This window comes from Psychrobacter sp. P11F6 (assembly GCF_001435295.1).
In the GTDB taxonomy this organism is placed as follows: domain Bacteria; phylum Pseudomonadota; class Gammaproteobacteria; order Pseudomonadales; family Moraxellaceae; genus Psychrobacter.
This window is the reverse complement of the sequence record NZ_CM003594.1, coordinates 1,913,303-1,929,154: the sequence shown is the minus strand read 5'-3', so window position 1 is coordinate 1,929,154 and position 15,852 is coordinate 1,913,303. Positions and strand designations below refer to the sequence as shown.

Here is a 15,852-nt window from a genome sequence, read left to right as displayed (position 1 = left end):
TATCCAAGTCTATCGACTGATTGTTGATATTTTTAAGTAGGTTATTTTGCAAATGTTATAAGGTTTTAAGACCTTTGTTTTCCAGACACTGTTTGTTTAAAATACCGTTTATCCGAAATACCGTTTGTCTGAGACACTGATTCTTCAAGACCCTCATTTTCAAACTTATAGAGTTACATTGCTAAAATTTAAGCTGATACATACTTGAGAGATTTATATAAAATAGGAGCGCAAATAAATGCGATTGACCAATTATAGCGATTATGCGCTGCGCTCATTGATTTACTTGGCAGTGAGACCAGAGCCGCCATTACTTGCAAATATCAGTGATATTGCTGACAGTTATGGCATTTCTAAAAGTCATTTGACCAAGATTATTCATCAGTTGGGTCAGCTTGGTTATATAGAAAGTGTGCGTGGTAAAAATGGCGGTATACGTTTGGCTCGTGCGCCAAAAGACATCAATTTGGGTGTATTAATTAAACAAATAGAGCCAGACTTTGATTTGGTCGAATGCTTTGCGACACCCGCGAATGATAAGAGTAGTGATGGTGGACAGACTGGTTTGCCTATTACGCTTATTGATGAAACGACAAATAACGCTAGAGGCTGCATCATTAGCCCAGCATGCCAACTAAAAAGTGTGTTCTTTGAAGCGCTGACGGCATTTATTAACGTCCTTGAGCGCTATACCTTGGCAGATATCATCAATAACCAAGATGAGCTAGCGTCTTTATTGTTTCGTTAATAACTTTTGATGTTGATGGCGTCATTGCAAAAAAGGGAGCGACCATCTTGGTCACTCCCTTTGTTATGCTTCTAATGTAAGATTATACGGTCAATTAAGCTTTTTCTAATTTTGGACGGGCTTTATCAATGGCTTTTAATAGCGCCACTTCAAACTCACCGTCATTAAATGTCACTAAATAGGAATGTGCGGCGCAGAAATTACGCACATCGCGCCATTCATGTGCCAAATTGCTTGCCCAATCGCAATATTGCTTGCCTGCATCGGGCTCATTTTTTAGCGCTTTTTTGGTCGTTGGGTGTAGTATCAGTTCAGGTAATATCGTCTCTAATAATTTCATCGGTGGACTCATAAAGGTATCATCGACGTGCAAGCTTTGACTGGCAGGATGATAGGCTAATAGTGAGCCTGCATGAATCATCTCATTGGGTGAGATATAGTGGATGCCTTGTGACATTGAGAACTTAAGCTCAGGGTAACGCTTGGCGACCGCATCGCTTTCAACTAAGTCATCTGCCCATTGTACTTCAGGTACTTTTTTATGGTGGCGGCTACTGCCATAAAAGGTCGCCTGCGGGAAGTCTTTTGCCATTTGTGCACAGTGCACCGTATGGAATGGGTGGACGTTCAGTACTGCTTCGACATCTTGACCATTATTGGTTAATGCCATCACCTCATCGCGTACGTCACCAGTCAATGAATAGCTATCCAAAAATATAAACTTTCCTGAGTTTAACTGTATAAGTGAGCACTGAGTACCAATGTTTAGAACACCGCCAATGCGAAAAGATCCGCGTATATTCCAAAATCCTGCCCCTAAATCATGAATTTTATCGGCCATTGAAATTATTCCTTAGTGTTTTTATTCGAGTTTCTTGATGTCTTAGCAATTTTAATAATGAATATTTCTCATCAATAAATGACAATTTATTATAAATGACCTCTTATTATGGTGAGTCATGTACCTAAAGTCTGTTATAAAAAAGATGTTGATTGTTAGGTTCAGTGTATAACGTTAAAGTCGGATATAAGCCTATATTAACTGAGGGTCATTGTCATTCATAGCTTATAATTTATAGATTATTATTTAATTAATCTGTATAATATCTCTCACTATTTAATTTGTATTTGAAGGTTGAGTCATGAGATTTTTTGGAAAAATGAGCGCATCAGCGGTTATGGCAACGATGTTACTAGCAGGTTGCTCAAGCCTAAACAATGATAACAGCGTCACTAAAATGGACACTATCCAAGCTGCTCAAACCGTACCAGTCCCACAAGTGGGTTTTCGTTTCAGCACTACTGAGAATGTTGATCTTGCCAATCAAAACAAACTTTCTTGGCGTGTGTTTTATGACAAACCCTCTATAGGTGCAGATGCTACTTGGTTTGACGCCGTAAAACATGGTGATCTAGCCAAGGTTAAATACATGGTTAACAATGGTCAAGACTTAGAAGTTAAAGATACAGGTAGCCTTAACCAAACGGCGTTAGGCTGGGCTGCTTTTATCGGCTATGAAGATATGGTCGATTACTTAGTCAGTAAAGGCGCTGATATCTATGCTAAAGATGACGGTGATGTGTATAACGTCATGAAATCTGCTGTACTGGGAAAAAATACCAATATTGTCAAAAAAGTACATACGTTATTGAATGAAAAAGCGCCTGTGGACTTAAATGATCAGACGGTAGAAAGTGATGGTGAAACCTTGATTATGGTTGCAGCTAGTAATAATCGCCTTGAAACTGTCAAATATTTATTGGCGCAAGGTGCTAATCCAAATCTAGTGGCAACGACCAAAGACAAAAAAATGGGCTCGTATAATCAAGGTGCCTATTCATATGCGTGTTCGCGAGATTTGGTTGATATGCAAAAGCTATTAGCCGCCAATGGTGCTGTGAATCATCGCACTGGCAAAGCGAGCTGTGAATAATTGGGTTAATGACTTTACAAAAAAGGCTACCATTTCGGTAGCTTTTTTCTATGCTCAGTGCTCCTAAGTCAGACGTTGACCAGCGGATCGTTTATAAGTGTCTAGTTTATCAGTACCTAGTTTATCAGTGCTTTTCTCATGAGCGCCTTGTTTATGAGCAGTTTTTATAGTCGTAAGCGGATATACGAGGATTGTTACCATAATTGTCGTTACGACATAAAAACTGCTCGAAGCGGGTATCGCCATTAATATAGCGATGCATCCAAGCAATACCTGGCTTGCTCAGCAATATCTCATTAAAACGATAACTTGGACAAAAATGGCTACCGTTCTTTATCTCAATCTTCATTTTTGCGCCTGTAGCTTTATCATAAAAACGACTGCTGTATTTTTTATTTGAGGCAATACGGTCATTCTGGCAAGTAATGAATAAAGCAGGCGTGTTCATTTCGCCATAGTCTTTATCGTGATAGGGCGTTTGTGGAATAATCGCTCGAACCGTCTGACGTTTTGTCGCTAGATCGAGAGCACCGCCGCCGCCCATTGACCAGCCAATAGCACCCAAGCGCGTACTATCTATCTGAGCGCCTACCGTATTGTCACGAAGCATATGATCAAGCGCGGCACTTAACTGCGCCGCACGGCTCTCTGGGTCATCATAAATGGAGTTGGTATCGATGGTAATAACCACAAATCCCCAAGATGCCAAACGTGGCCCCCACCATTTAATAGAAGATTCGTAGGACACATAACCGGGTATCACGGCGATTCCGCCTAACAGACCACAGCCGCCTGCGTTGGTTGGATAATAAATGGTTCCGCCACCAAAGCCGTTGGCTAACTGACGAGGAACGGGTTTTTTGGCCACCGAAAAAGGCCCCTTACCACGCGTATCTGACAGACTAGCCGCTGTAATAGTACTGTCGGCGATACAGTTTGATGGCACGGCTGGTGTTGATACAGGCGATGTTATTACAACCGCTGACGCTATCGGGGTTGATACTATTTTGGTCGATTGCTCTTTAATTGTGAGCTTGTTCGTTGCGGCTACTTCGTCTAACGTAACTGCCGACGCACTTATAGAGAAAACCAGTGCACCTATAGCGACAATCCATTGCGAATAAGAAGGATATTTGGGCATGATAGAGCGTCTGCTATAGGTGAGTTGGATTTCGCTGCAGGTTATATTTTGTTGGTATAAGTTTTTGTGGATCGCATTTATATATAATAGATCAAAATAATAGTAGACAGTAATCTGTTTGCTGTCAAAAATATACGTCACCTATGCAGTATATAAATCAGCAGTTTTTAGTGTTCAACAGACCCTAAGCATCAATAAAGCAATAGCGATAACACACCGAAACCAGAGTCTGGTATTTGGTGTGTTAAAATCATACCTGACGGCTATCCCTAGCATCAGCCATTATTGTCATTATTGTTTTTGTCATTATTTCAGCTATTATCGTCCTATTTCTATTACTCACGCCAGATCATCCGCGTCCAACATAGCCTGTATCCCTGTGAAAAATACCATCAGTAAACCCCAGAATAATATGCCAGAACCTCTATCTACGCCAATCAATAATGCAACATCATGGGTCTTAAAGCTCACCATTGGCTTGATTGGGATGTTTGCCTTTTTGCAGGTGTATTCTATTCAAGCTGTATTGCCAGTACTAATGGTAGATTTTTCAGCTACTGAAGTGCAAGCTGGCATGATCGTCGGTGCAACGGTGATGGCGATTGCTATCATGTCGCCATTCTTGGGCATGCTGTCTGACGCTGTGGGGCGTAAATCCTTTATCGTTGGCGCGTTATTATTTTTAGCGATACCAACTGCTTTAATTGCCCAAAGTCCGAGTATTGGTTGGATGGGCATGTGGCGGTTTATGCAAGGGTTGTCTGTACCGGGCATTACCGTGGTGACGATTGCTTATATCGGTGAAGAGTTTGAGGGACGTGCTGTCACGGAACTGATGTCGTTCTATGTCTCAGGATCGGTACTTGGCGGCTTTATGGGGCGATTTTTGCTTGGGCATTTGCACGAGATTATCGGCTGGCGTGCAGGCTATTATGTGATGGCAGCGATGACCCTTATCGGTGCGCTGTGGGTCGGCAAGATGCTACCATCGTCACAGCAGTTTGTGGCCAATCCGAATTTTCGTTCCGCGATGCAGACGCTCGGTGAGCATTTAACCAATCGTTATGTGGTGACGGCGTGTCTGCTAGGGGCGTGTGTTTTATTCTCACTCGTGGGTTGTTTTACCTTTATCAATCTACATCTTGCTAAGACGCCATATGAGTTGAGTACGGGTGCGCTTGCCAATATTTTTGCCGTTTATTTGATAGGCGTTGTCATCACGCCATTGTCGACGACTTTGCTACGTCGCTTTGGTTCAGCACGCACAGTTCGCGTGGCTGTTTTCGTTTCTATGATTGGGGTGCTGTTAACGCTAGTAACGCCGTTATGGGGCATTATTATTGGTCTTGCTATTATGTCCTCAGGTGTCTTTATCACCCAAGCTGCCACCATCAGTTATATCGCCGTCAATGTTAAAAAAGGGCGCTCATTGGCGTCTGGTTTATATTACATGGGGTATTATGCTGGCGGTACGATGGGTGCGTGGTTATGCGGTATGGCTTATGCGCGCGGGCAGTGGTCGCTCACAGTATGGCTGCTCTTATTTGTACAGATTTTGGCATTACTGGTTGCCAGTTTTGGTATGATAAAAACAAAATCACGCGCGGCTTGATGGTTGTTTTTGAGCAATTTTCATCAAGCTATTGCCTCTTAGGATGTTTACGTAAGGTTGCTTTACATAGCGCCTATTTTTTCTTACTATCGATATAGCCTGTTCAATACGCCATCAATTATCCATGATTCACCCGCATAATAACTTATCCGCATGACCAACAAGGACGTCACATCTATGTCAAATATTTACCACAGCGCCCCTTCTGCTTACGATTATCCCTTATTAGTTAAGCAACTATTGAACCGTGCCAAAACGGTGTCGCTAGAGCAAGAAATCGTTTATGCTGACAAAAAACGCCTCACTTATAAAGATTTATTCAATCGTATCAATCGCTTGGCCAATGTCTTAGCAGGTTTGAATCTGGATGCAGGTGATATAGTGGCGGTGATGGATTGGGACAGCCATCGTTATCTTGAGTCGTATTTTGCGGTACCGATGTCAGAGTATATTTTACAAACCGTTAATATCCGCCTATCGCCAGAAAAAATTCTTTATACCATCAATCATGCTAAGCCGAAAGTGCTGCTGCTTAATTCTGAGTTTGCGCCATTGGTCAAAAGCTATCAGTTTGAAAACTCTAGTATTGAGCATATTATTTGGCTAGATGATGATGGCGTGACATCTGAAGGAGTCTTCGGTGGTAATCAAAACCGCGTAGTAGGTGAGTATGAAGCGTTATTACAAGCTGCCTATAGTGAGTTTGACTTCCCAGATTTTGATGAAAACACCATTGCCACAACGTTTTATACCTCAGGCACGACGGGCGATCCAAAAGGCGTATTCTTTAGCCACCGCCAGTTAGTATTGCATACTCTTACCGAAGCGGCGACATTAGGTATGCTGCCCGACAAGCAAGGCGTCAGCTACGGTGATGTCTATATGCCGATGACGCCGATGTTCCACGTGCATGCGTGGGGCTTTCCATTTACCGCGACCATGGCTGGTCTGAAGCAAGTGTATCCGGGACGCTATGCACCAGATGTGTTAATGGACTTGATTATTAATGAAAAAGTCAGTATTACCCATTGTGTCCCAACGATTTTGCAAATGGTGCTCAAAGAAGCGCAAGATCGTGGTGCTAGCTTTAATGGTTTAAAAATGATCATCGGTGGCTCACGATTGACAGAAGGTCTGGCAAAAACCGCCATGGCACAAGGCATCGAAGTATATACTGGTTATGGTATGTCAGAGACAGCGCCCCTTATTAGCTTGACAGAATTTAGTCTCGACGAGCCTGAAATGAGTGAAGATGAAGATATCGCTCGCCGTTGTATGACTGGTAAGCCCGTACTGATGGTGGATGCTCAAATATGGAGTACCAATAATGAGTCGGTTGGTACCGGTCAAGACAATACGGGTGAGCTGGTATTGCGCGCACCTTGGCTAACGCAAAGCTATCTAAAAAATGACGATGCGGGCAAAGAGCTGTGGGAAAACGGCTATATGCACACCCAAGACATTGCTTATATACGTCCTGATGGTTATATTAGAATTACTGATCGCTTAAAAGATGTCATTAAGTCAGGCGGCGAGTGGATATCGTCATTAGAGATTGAGACGATTTTGTCGTTACATCCAGCGGTCGCTGACGTATCTGTGATTGGGATACGTGATAAGCAATGGGGCGAGCGTCCATTGGCCTTGATTGTGTTAAAACCTAATGCTCAAGACACGAGCGTTGATGATATCAAAGCCATTGCCGAGAAAGCCGTAGAGCGGGGTATTATTCCGAAATATGGTGTGCCAAGTCAGTTTAAGTTCGTCAATGAGTTGCCAAAGACTTCTGTTGGTAAGCATGACAAAAAAGTGATGCGTGAGATGTATGCTGATCAAACTGAGGTATAGGTTCAAAGTGGCTTAACTATTGAGTAGATAACTGGCTTAATAGTTGACCTTTATTGTTAGCTCTGCTACATTTTAAACCGATACCTACTAAATCGATACGTAGTGTATCGGTTTTTTGTTCTATTAGAGATAGCTGGCAGGGATAGCCAATCTTTACTATGACATTATTACATCGTATTACCCATCATTTATGCTAAGGACAGCTATTATGAGCGAGCAAACCGCCACTTCAGTGACCAACCAATCGTCAGACCAAGCTCAGACTTCTCAAGCGTTATCTAATACCACTCAAACCTTTGCTGAAATTTATCACTCTTCTATTGAAAATAAAGAGCAGTTTTGGGCAGAGCAAGCAAAGCGTATCTATTGGCATAAAGAGCCTGAACAAATCCTTGATGACAGCAATCTGCCATTTGCGCAGTGGTATGTCGGTGGCGAGACCAATCTTTGCTATAACTGTGTGGATCGCCATCTTGCAGAGCGCGCAGAACAGGATGCTTTTATCTGGTTATCCTCTGAGATTAACCAAGAGTTAATAGAAACCTTTCCTGCAGTCGTCGATGCGTTTAAAGACTTGGGTAATAACGTTGAGCTTTATACGGACTATACCAAGCGTCGGCTGACCTATAATGACCTATATAAAGAAGTCAATTATTTTGCCGATGTGCTACAGCGTCATGGTATTGGCAAGGGCGATCGTGTCGTCATTTACATGCCGATGATTCTAGAAGCCGCTTATGCCATGTTGGCTTGCGCTCGTATCGGTGCGGTACATTCTGTGGTGTTTGGTGGATTTGCGGCTCATAACTTAGCCATTCGTATGGATGATGCCGAAGCAAAAATGGTCATCACGGTGGATGCAGGTTTGCGCGGTGGTAAAGTTATTAATTATAAAAATCTTGTCAATCAAGGGGTAGAGCAAGCAACGGTCAAGCCCGAACATGTATTGGTCATCAATCGTGGCATTTTACCATTTGAGCCAAAAAATATTGATGTTGATTATGCAACCCAGCGCCGTATCAGCTGTCAAGCCAATGCGATTGTCGAGCCAGTTTGGCTTGAGTCAAATACGCCGTCGTATCTTCTGTATACTTCAGGCACCACTGGCACGCCAAAAGGTGTACAACGGGATACCGGTGGTCACGCGGTTGCGTTAACGACGTCGATGGACTATATCTACGATGGCAAGGCGGGCGAGACATTTTGGGCGATATCAGATATCGGCTGGGCGGTCGGGCATTCTTACACCATTTACGCACCATTGCTGGCTGGTATGACGAGTGTGATGTATGAAGGTCTGCCGCATCGCCCAAATCCCGGTATTTGGTGGCGAATTGTCGAAGCAAACAAGGTCAATATCTTATTCACGGCACCGACGGGTGTCCGTATGCTGAAAAAACAAGATGAGACATGGATGACGCGCTATGATGTCTCCAGCGTAAAATCCTTCTTTTTGGCAGGTGAACCACTGGATGAATCGACAGCCAATTGGCTGACTAAGCATTTAGGTGTGCCAATTTTAGACCATTATTGGCAAACAGAGTCTGGCTGGCCCATCCTGAGTAACACACCCAAATTTAATCATAAGCCGCACAAGCAAGGCTCACCTGGTTATCCCATGTATGGTTATGATGCGCATGTCATTAATGAAGAAACAGGCGAACCGTGTAAAGCTGGCGAAAAAGGACTGCTCGCGATTCGTGCACCATTGCCGCCCGGTTGTCTGACCACGGTATGGCGAAATGACAAACGCTTTATTAGCAGTTATTTTGGTCTGTTTGATGGCAAGCAATATTCAACCTCAGACTATGCCGTGACTGATGAGGAGGGTTATTTTTATATTTTAGGACGAACTGACGATGTCATCAACGTCGCCGGACATCGTATTGGCACGCAAGAAATTGAAGAAGCAATTAGTACGCATCCAGAGATGGCAGAATGTGCGGTTGTGGGTATTCATGATGAATTGAAAGGAGAATTGCCGATAGCCTTTTGTGTGCTGAGAGATCATGAACAAGTCACGACCACCGAAAATCGTTTCCGTATTGAGCAGCAGGTCATCGGTGCTGTGGTCAAATCCCTTGGCGGTATTGCAAGGCCAGCGGCAATTTATTTCCCGCAAGCACTACCAAAAACGCGCTCTGGAAAAATCTTACGTCGAGCCATTCGTGCTTTAGCAGAAGGCAACGAAACAGGAGATATGTCAACGCTTGATAATCCAACAGCGATTGACGCGATTAAGCAGTCCATGAAAGACTACTAATGTGATGGCGTATTAATTGAAAAAAGCCATCTGACGTTAATATTGAAAAAAGCTCATGCACAATCATGGGCTTTTTTGTTTTTAATTTAAGGTGCCTCCTCATTTTTATCACCACTTAGTCGCTTTCGCTCAAACTGAAAATATACCTTACATAAAGTTTTTCTCGTTAACATAAACTCAGATAAAATTTTGACAAAGCGCTTGACCCTAAAAATGGTTTATTGGTATAGTCAATAACGATACGAAATAAATCATTTTATAAAATACGTTTGATCGATAAAAGCTCATCATTTTTTCTCTCTTTTTGAATATTAAGACACCGCTAAAGGGTAGTCTCGCAAACAAGATAAGGATATCTTATGCACCACGTCAAGCAGCTCATCAATGGTCAATTTGTTGATTCTAATACCAGTGAATGGATTGATATCACCGATCCTGCCACGCAAGAAGTCATTGCTAAAGTACCGCAAACTACAGACGATGAAATAAATCAAGCGGTCGCTGCTGCTCAAGCAGCGTTTCAAACGTGGCGCAAAACGCCCATTACCACACGTGCCCGTATCTTTTTAAAGTATCAAGCATTGATACGCGACCACATGGATGAGCTAGCAGAAACCTTGACCGCAGAGCAGGGCAAGACTATTGCTGATGCACGCGGTGATGTATTCCGTGGTTTAGAAGTGGTTGAGCATGCTGCTGGGATTGCAAATCTACAGATTGGCGATTTCGTTGAAAACGTTGCCTCAGGCGTTGATACCTATAGTATTTGGCAGCCACTGGGTGTCTGTGCAGGCATTACGCCGTTTAACTTCCCAGCGATGATTCCACTGTGGATGTTCCCAATGGCGATTGCCACGGGTAATACTTTTATCCTAAAGCCTTCTGAACAAGATCCGATGGTGACCATGCGTTTGGTTGAGCTGGCCGTTGAAGCAGGTGTACCTGAAGGTGTGCTAAATGTGGTACATGGCGGCAAAGCCACCGTTGATGCGATTTGTGATCATCCTGACATCAAAGCAGTTTCTTTTGTCGGTTCGACCAACGTCGGCAAACACGTTTATGAGCGTGCCAGTCAATCAGGCAAACGCGCACAGTGTATGATGGGTGCAAAAAACCATGGCGTTATCTTGCCGGATGCTAATAAAGAGCAAACCCTTAATCAGCTAGCAGGTGCTGCATTTGGTGCTGCCGGTCAACGTTGTATGGCGCTGTCTGTCGTTGTCCTTGTCGGTGCCGCTGGTGAGTGGATTGATGACATCAAAGCTAAAGCAGAGGGTTTGATTGTCTCAGCCGGTAAACATGATAAAGATTTAGGTCCCCTTATTTCTCCTGCCGCAAAAGCGCGTGTAGAGCATTTGATTGGTATGGGGGTAGAAGAGGGAGCCAGTCTATTGCTTGATGGTCGCGGTATTACAGTTGAAGGGTATGAGAAGGGCAACTTCGTTGGTCCAACGATTTTTGATAACGTCACTGCAGATATGCAAATCTACAAAGAAGAAATCTTTGGACCTGTCCTTTGTATCATGCGTGCCAATAGCTTAGATGAAGCGATTGAGCTGCTCAATGCCAATCCGCATGGTAATGGTACGGCTATCTTTACTCAGTCAGGGGCTGCTGCGCATAAATTCCAGCAAGATATCCAAGTCGGTCAAATCGGGATTAACTTGCCGATTCCTGTGCCACTACCGATGTTCTCGTTTTCAGGCTCACGCGCTAGTAAGCTTGGTGATTTGGGTCCTTATGGTAAGCATGCGGTGCAATTTTATACCCAAACTAAGACGGTTACGGCGCGCTGGTTTGATGATGAAGCAAGTCGCGGCGTTAATACGACTATTTCAATTTAACGCTGAATCACCTATATTTGCACTGACGACTTAACACACCCTATTCAGCACAAGGATGACCCCATGGATTTTTCATTAACCGATGACCAAATTGCCTTTCGCCAAACCGCCAGACAGTTTGCCCAAAAAGAGCTTAAGCCCAATGCCGCTGAATGGGATCGCACTTCGCATTTCCCAATTGATGTGATTAAAAAATCAGGCGAGCTTGGCTTTTTAGGGTTATATACCAATCCTGAATATGATGGCTTGGGCTTGCCGCGTTTAGACTCTGCGATGGTGTTTGAGGAGCTAGCATGGGGCGATACCTCTGTGGCGGCTTATATGAGTATTCATAATATGGCTGGCTGGATGATTGGTGAGTTTGGCAGTGATGTATTGTGCAAAAAATATTTGCCAAATATGGTTAGTGGTGAATGGCTGGGCAGTTATTGTCTGACGGAACCTAATGCCGGTTCTGATGCCGCATCACTGCGTACCAAAGCCGATAAGCAAGGTGATCATTACCTGCTTACAGGTGAAAAAACCTTTATCTCAGGCGCAGGCTCAACCGATGTGTTAGTGGTTATGGCACGTACGGGCGCTGCAGGTCCAAAGGGGATTTCAGCATTCGTCGTTGATGCAGACAGTGCTGGTATCGAATACGGCAAAAACGAGCATAAAATGGGCTGGAAAGCACAGCCAACGCGGACGATTAGCTTTAAAGACGTCAAAGTGCCAGTAGAAAACCTCATCGGCGAGGAAGGCCAAGGTTTTCGTATTGCTATGAAAGGCTTAGATGGCGGCCGGATTAATATCGGTATCTGTGCAGTAGGAACAGCGCAAGCGGCGCTTGAGACAGCGACCAATTATGTACAAGAGCGCAGTCAGTTTGGCAGCCCGATTGCTAGCTTACAGTCGGTACAGTTTAAGCTTGCTGATATGCTGACTCAAACTATCACTGCACGGCAAATGCTCTATTTAGCGGCGAGCAAAGTCGATAATAACGATGTTCAAGCCTCTACTTATTGTGCAATGGCAAAGCGTTTGTCTACTGACTTGTGTTTTGATGTCGCCAACGAAGCCTTACAACTACACGGTGGTTACGGCTATCTCAATGAATACCCGCTTGAGCGTCATGTGCGAGATTTGCGTGTGCATCAAATTTTAGAAGGTACCAATGAGATTATGCGCGTGATTGTCTCGCGTCAGCTCTTACAAGATGATGCGTTAAGCCAGCTGCGTTAACCACTTTATATAAATAGATAGTTTGCCTATTCGAATGTATGGATAACGCAATTTTATAAAAAATTATAACAAGGATATTTCATGACGGATTATGCCAACTTAAAACTATCGATTGATGGTCATACTGCAACGCTAACATTGAACAACCCACCTGCTCATACGTGGACGATGGAAAGTCTACAGGCGCTTAAGCAGCTGGTCACTGATCTCAATACCAATGATGAGGTATATGCGTTAATCGTCCATGGCGATGGCGAGAAGTTCTTTTCAGCGGGCGCTGATTTAAATAATTTTGCAGATGGTGATAAAGGTCGCGCGATCAGTATGGCGATAGCTTTTGGTGAAGCATTTGAAGCGCTGTCAGCCTATCGCGGCGTAAGCATCGCGGTTATCAATGGTTATGCGATGGGTGGTGGTCTTGAGTGCGCACTCGCTTGTGATATCCGTATCGCAGAAGCGCATGCGCAGATGGCTTTGCCTGAGACTGGTGTGGGCTTATTGCCGTGTGCTGGTGGTACGCAAAATCTAACAGCTTTAGTAGGTGAAGGCTGGGCAAAGCGTATGATATTATGCGGTGAGCGTGTCGATACCCAGACTGCACTACGCATTGGCTTAGTCGAAGAAGTCACTGCAAAAGGTGACGGTTTATTAGCAGCACAAGCACTAGCGCAAAAAGTCGCTAAACAATCACCAGTTGCCGTCAGTTACTCCAAAGCGCTTATTCAAGCAGCAAGACACACACCGCCTGCGCAAAACCTTATCCATGAGCGTGAAGCCTTTGTTAAATTATTTGATACCAAAGATCAGCGCGAAGGTGTGCAAGCATTTTTAGAGAAGCGTAAGCCGGTTTGGAAAAATAAATAAACGCCATAAAATCAAACTTAATGATACTATTTTTTTCTTTTAATATTTGTAGGTCACTTTTATGACAACAGCTATAGAAGGCACACTAGAGGCGCCGGTATTATTCAGCACTGAGCCGACAGATTGTGGTCACCTTATTGGGATAATGACGTTAAATATGCCAAAGTCTCTTAATGCCTTGAGCGTTGAGATGTGTCAGTTGTTATCGCAACAACTAGAGCAGTGGGAAGGTGATGAGCAAGTGGTGGCATTGCTATTAAAAGGCGCAGGCAATAAAGCGTTTTGTGCAGGCGGTGATATTCGTAGGTTATATGACAGTATGTCAGCAACAGCGCCTATGCCAAATCCTTATGCGACAGATTTTTTTGGTCATGAATATAGTCTTTATCGACAAATGCATTTTTACCCTAAACCATTAATTTTATGGGGTGACGGCATCATTATGGGTGGCGGCATGGGCTTGATGGCAGGTTGTAGTCACCGCTTGGTCACAGAGCGCACGAGATTTGCCATGCCAGAAGTGACTATTGGGCTGTTCCCTGATGCTTCTGGCAGTTGGTTTTTGCAGCGTATGCCAGCTAAGACGGGCTTGTTTTTAGGGTTAACGGGCGCGATGTGTAATGGCAGCGACGCTTTATTGACCAATCTAGCAGAATACGCCGTTGCCAGTAATGACTATGATGCCGTCATACAAAGTTTAAAACAGAGTGATTGGCAGGTTGCCGCTAGTCGTACGGATAAATGCGATAACAATAGTGCTCATAGTACCGTTAGCCGTGTGCTTGCAGCGCAACCAATTGCTGAGTTGCCTGCTAGTAAATTGGCAATCCATTGGCAATCTATTCAGCAGTTGATGAACAGCGGCGGACTGGGTGATATCGATGCTTTATTACAAAGTGATGTGGCACTCGCAAAAATAGATACAGAGTTTGCAAATGATAGCTGGACGCAGCGAGCAGTAGATACTTATCGCCATGGCTGTCCAGCTACTGCTGCTTTAACTTATGCGCTTTATTATAAAGTCACTGACTTATCACTAGAGCAAGTTCTGTATTTAGAAGCCAATGTGGCCGTACATTGTGCCGCCAATCCTGACTTTAAAGAAGGGGTACGTGCGCTGCTCATTGATAAAGATCGTAATCCACAGTGGTCACGCTCACTAGCAGACTGCCTAAGTAGCGAAGGGCAGACGTACATACAGCAGCACTTTGTGAATCCTTATGCTAAAGGTGAGCATCCGTTAGACGATTGGTTGGGTGATAAGGCTTTAGGCAGTCAGTCTGTGCGTTAAAAATTGAATTTATCAATTCAATATAGACATCAAATTAAAATTACACTCAATTAAATAGTTTACAGCTATATGTGTAGCAACGCCTGCGCGCATGATTAATACTAACCATCAAGGAATGATGAGATGAATACAAAGGATGTAAATGCCACCGATAACGATACTACTAAGCCAAATATTGCTTTTATCGGACTTGGTAATATGGGCGCACCAATGGCTGAAAACTTGCTAAAAGCAGGTTATGCGCTATCGGTCTATGATTTATCTGCAGAGGCAACCGCGCGCTTGCAGCAAGCAGGTGCCAGTGTAGCAGACAGTCCTAAAGATGCTGCACGTCATGCGCAAGTCGTTATCAGTATGTTGCCTGCTGGCAAGCACGTCCATTCTGTCTATTTAGGAGATAATGGCGCTGACGGTCTGCTTGCAGCGTTACCGAAAGGTACATTAGTCATTGATAGTAGTACCATTGCAGCGGCTGATGCAAGGAAGGTCGCAGAGGCGGCAAGTAAGCTTGGCATAGACTTCTTAGATGCGCCAGTCTCTGGTGGTACGGGTGGTGCTATCGCTGGTACGTTAACTTTTATTGTCGGTGGCAGCACTGATGCCTTTGCCAAAGCTGAGCCGATACTGGCTGTAATGGGCAAAAATATCTTTCATGCAGGCGAGCATGGTGCCGGACAAGTCGCAAAAATCTGTAATAACATGCTGTTAGGCATTCTCATGGCAGGAACGGCAGAAGCAATTAATCTGGGCGTCAAAAACGGTCTAGACCCTAAAGTGCTATCAGATATTATGTTGCAAAGCTCAGGTCGTAACTGGACGCTAGAGGTCTATAATCCTTATCCGCAAGTAATGGAGAATGTCCCATCTAGCAATGGCTATCAAGGCGGGTTTATGAGTAAGCTCATGCAAAAGGATCTTAACCTTGCCATGCAGACCGCTGAAGATACTCAGGTAGAGACACCGATGGGCGCTAAAGCGACAGAGCTATATGAAGCACATGCAATTGACAATGGCGACAAAGATTTTTCGAGCATTATGGCGCGACATGACAGCTCAGTATTGACTTAAATTATCAAAGTACCT

At 44.0% G+C, this 15,852-nt stretch carries 12 protein-coding genes; 10 read left to right on the top strand and 2 right to left on the bottom strand.

Annotated elements, in window-relative coordinates; genetic code table 11:
- Positions 1-238 precede the first annotated feature (238 nt).
- A complete protein-coding gene (locus AK822_RS07895; RefSeq protein ID WP_060491212.1) occupies positions 239-748 on the top strand; it encodes an Rrf2 family transcriptional regulator in 510 nt (169 codons plus the stop codon).
- Between the two features lie 94 nt (positions 749-842).
- Here the strand turns inward: AK822_RS07895 and AK822_RS07890 are convergent, their stop codons facing one another.
- Positions 843-1,589 carry a hypothetical protein gene (locus AK822_RS07890; protein ID WP_060491211.1) on the bottom strand — a complete coding sequence of 249 codons (747 nt, stop codon included), beginning with the start codon at positions 1,587-1,589 and terminating at the stop codon, positions 843-845.
- 301 nt (positions 1,590-1,890) lie between these two features.
- Between AK822_RS07890 and AK822_RS07885 the strand changes: the two genes are divergently transcribed.
- On the top strand, positions 1,891-2,682 hold the full coding sequence (locus AK822_RS07885; RefSeq protein ID WP_228138985.1) for an ankyrin repeat domain-containing protein: 792 nt from the start codon (positions 1,891-1,893) through the stop codon (positions 2,680-2,682).
- A gap of 151 nt (positions 2,683-2,833) precedes the next feature.
- On the opposite strand, the gene AK822_RS07880 is transcribed toward AK822_RS07885, so the two are convergent.
- Positions 2,834-3,823 (bottom strand): dienelactone hydrolase family protein, encoded by a 990-nt coding sequence (locus AK822_RS07880; protein ID WP_060491210.1) that lies wholly within the window; start codon positions 3,821-3,823, stop codon positions 2,834-2,836.
- Positions 3,824-4,235: 412 nt separating this feature from the next.
- Between AK822_RS07880 and AK822_RS07875 the strand changes: the two genes are divergently transcribed.
- The 8 genes from AK822_RS07875 (at position 4,236) to mmsB (ending at position 15,837) form a co-directional block, all read left to right on the top strand.
- Complete coding sequence (locus AK822_RS07875; RefSeq protein WP_060492227.1) at positions 4,236-5,435, top strand: MFS transporter; 1,200 nt, start codon at positions 4,236-4,238, stop codon at positions 5,433-5,435.
- A 177-nt stretch (positions 5,436-5,612) separates the two neighbouring features.
- The gene (locus tag AK822_RS07870) at positions 5,613-7,283 is read left to right on the top strand and encodes a fatty acid--CoA ligase (RefSeq protein WP_060491209.1); all 1,671 of its coding nucleotides are present in this window, start codon (positions 5,613-5,615) and stop codon (positions 7,281-7,283) included.
- A gap of 208 nt (positions 7,284-7,491) precedes the next feature.
- Positions 7,492-9,546: a propionate--CoA ligase gene (locus AK822_RS07865; RefSeq protein WP_060491208.1), complete on the top strand. Its 2,055-nt coding sequence runs from the start codon at positions 7,492-7,494 to the stop codon at positions 9,544-9,546.
- A gap of 359 nt (positions 9,547-9,905) precedes the next feature.
- A complete protein-coding gene (locus tag AK822_RS07860) occupies positions 9,906-11,390 on the top strand; it encodes a CoA-acylating methylmalonate-semialdehyde dehydrogenase (protein ID WP_060491207.1) in 1,485 nt (494 codons plus the stop codon).
- A gap of 63 nt (positions 11,391-11,453) precedes the next feature.
- Positions 11,454-12,614, top strand: a complete 1,161-nt coding sequence (locus AK822_RS07855; protein WP_060491206.1) for an acyl-CoA dehydrogenase family protein — start codon at positions 11,454-11,456, stop codon at positions 12,612-12,614.
- An 81-nt stretch (positions 12,615-12,695) separates the two neighbouring features.
- A complete protein-coding gene (locus tag AK822_RS07850) occupies positions 12,696-13,478 on the top strand; it encodes an enoyl-CoA hydratase (protein WP_060491205.1) in 783 nt (260 codons plus the stop codon).
- Positions 13,479-13,539: 61 nt separating this feature from the next.
- On the top strand, positions 13,540-14,769 hold the full coding sequence (locus tag AK822_RS07845; protein WP_060491204.1) for an enoyl-CoA hydratase/isomerase family protein: 1,230 nt from the start codon (positions 13,540-13,542) through the stop codon (positions 14,767-14,769).
- Between the two features lie 123 nt (positions 14,770-14,892).
- Positions 14,893-15,837, top strand: a complete 945-nt coding sequence (gene mmsB / locus AK822_RS07840) for a 3-hydroxyisobutyrate dehydrogenase (RefSeq protein WP_060491203.1) — start codon at positions 14,893-14,895, stop codon at positions 15,835-15,837.
- Positions 15,838-15,852 lie beyond the last annotated feature (15 nt).

Excerpts from the sequence above, each read along its gene's own strand:
- mmsB (WP_060491203.1), top strand. The coding sequence starts at position 14,893 with ATGAATACAAAGGATGTAAATGCCACCGATAACGATACTACTAAGCCA.
- AK822_RS07875 (WP_060492227.1), top strand. The coding sequence starts at position 4,236 with ATGCCAGAACCTCTATCTACGCCAATCAATAATGCAACATCATGGGTC.
- AK822_RS07895 (WP_060491212.1), top strand. The coding sequence starts at position 239 with ATGCGATTGACCAATTATAGCGATTATGCGCTGCGCTCATTGATTTAC.
- AK822_RS07890 (WP_060491211.1), bottom strand. The coding sequence starts at position 1,589 with ATGGCCGATAAAATTCATGATTTAGGGGCAGGATTTTGGAATATACGC.
- AK822_RS07855 (WP_060491206.1), top strand. The coding sequence starts at position 11,454 with ATGGATTTTTCATTAACCGATGACCAAATTGCCTTTCGCCAAACCGCC.
- AK822_RS07885 (WP_228138985.1), top strand. The coding sequence starts at position 1,891 with ATGAGATTTTTTGGAAAAATGAGCGCATCAGCGGTTATGGCAACGATG.
- AK822_RS07845 (WP_060491204.1), top strand. The coding sequence starts at position 13,540 with ATGACAACAGCTATAGAAGGCACACTAGAGGCGCCGGTATTATTCAGC.
- AK822_RS07860 (WP_060491207.1), top strand. The coding sequence starts at position 9,906 with ATGCACCACGTCAAGCAGCTCATCAATGGTCAATTTGTTGATTCTAAT.
- AK822_RS07850 (WP_060491205.1), top strand. The coding sequence starts at position 12,696 with ATGACGGATTATGCCAACTTAAAACTATCGATTGATGGTCATACTGCA.
- AK822_RS07880 (WP_060491210.1), bottom strand. The coding sequence starts at position 3,823 with ATGCCCAAATATCCTTCTTATTCGCAATGGATTGTCGCTATAGGTGCA.
- AK822_RS07865 (WP_060491208.1), top strand. The coding sequence starts at position 7,492 with ATGAGCGAGCAAACCGCCACTTCAGTGACCAACCAATCGTCAGACCAA.
- AK822_RS07870 (WP_060491209.1), top strand. The coding sequence starts at position 5,613 with ATGTCAAATATTTACCACAGCGCCCCTTCTGCTTACGATTATCCCTTA.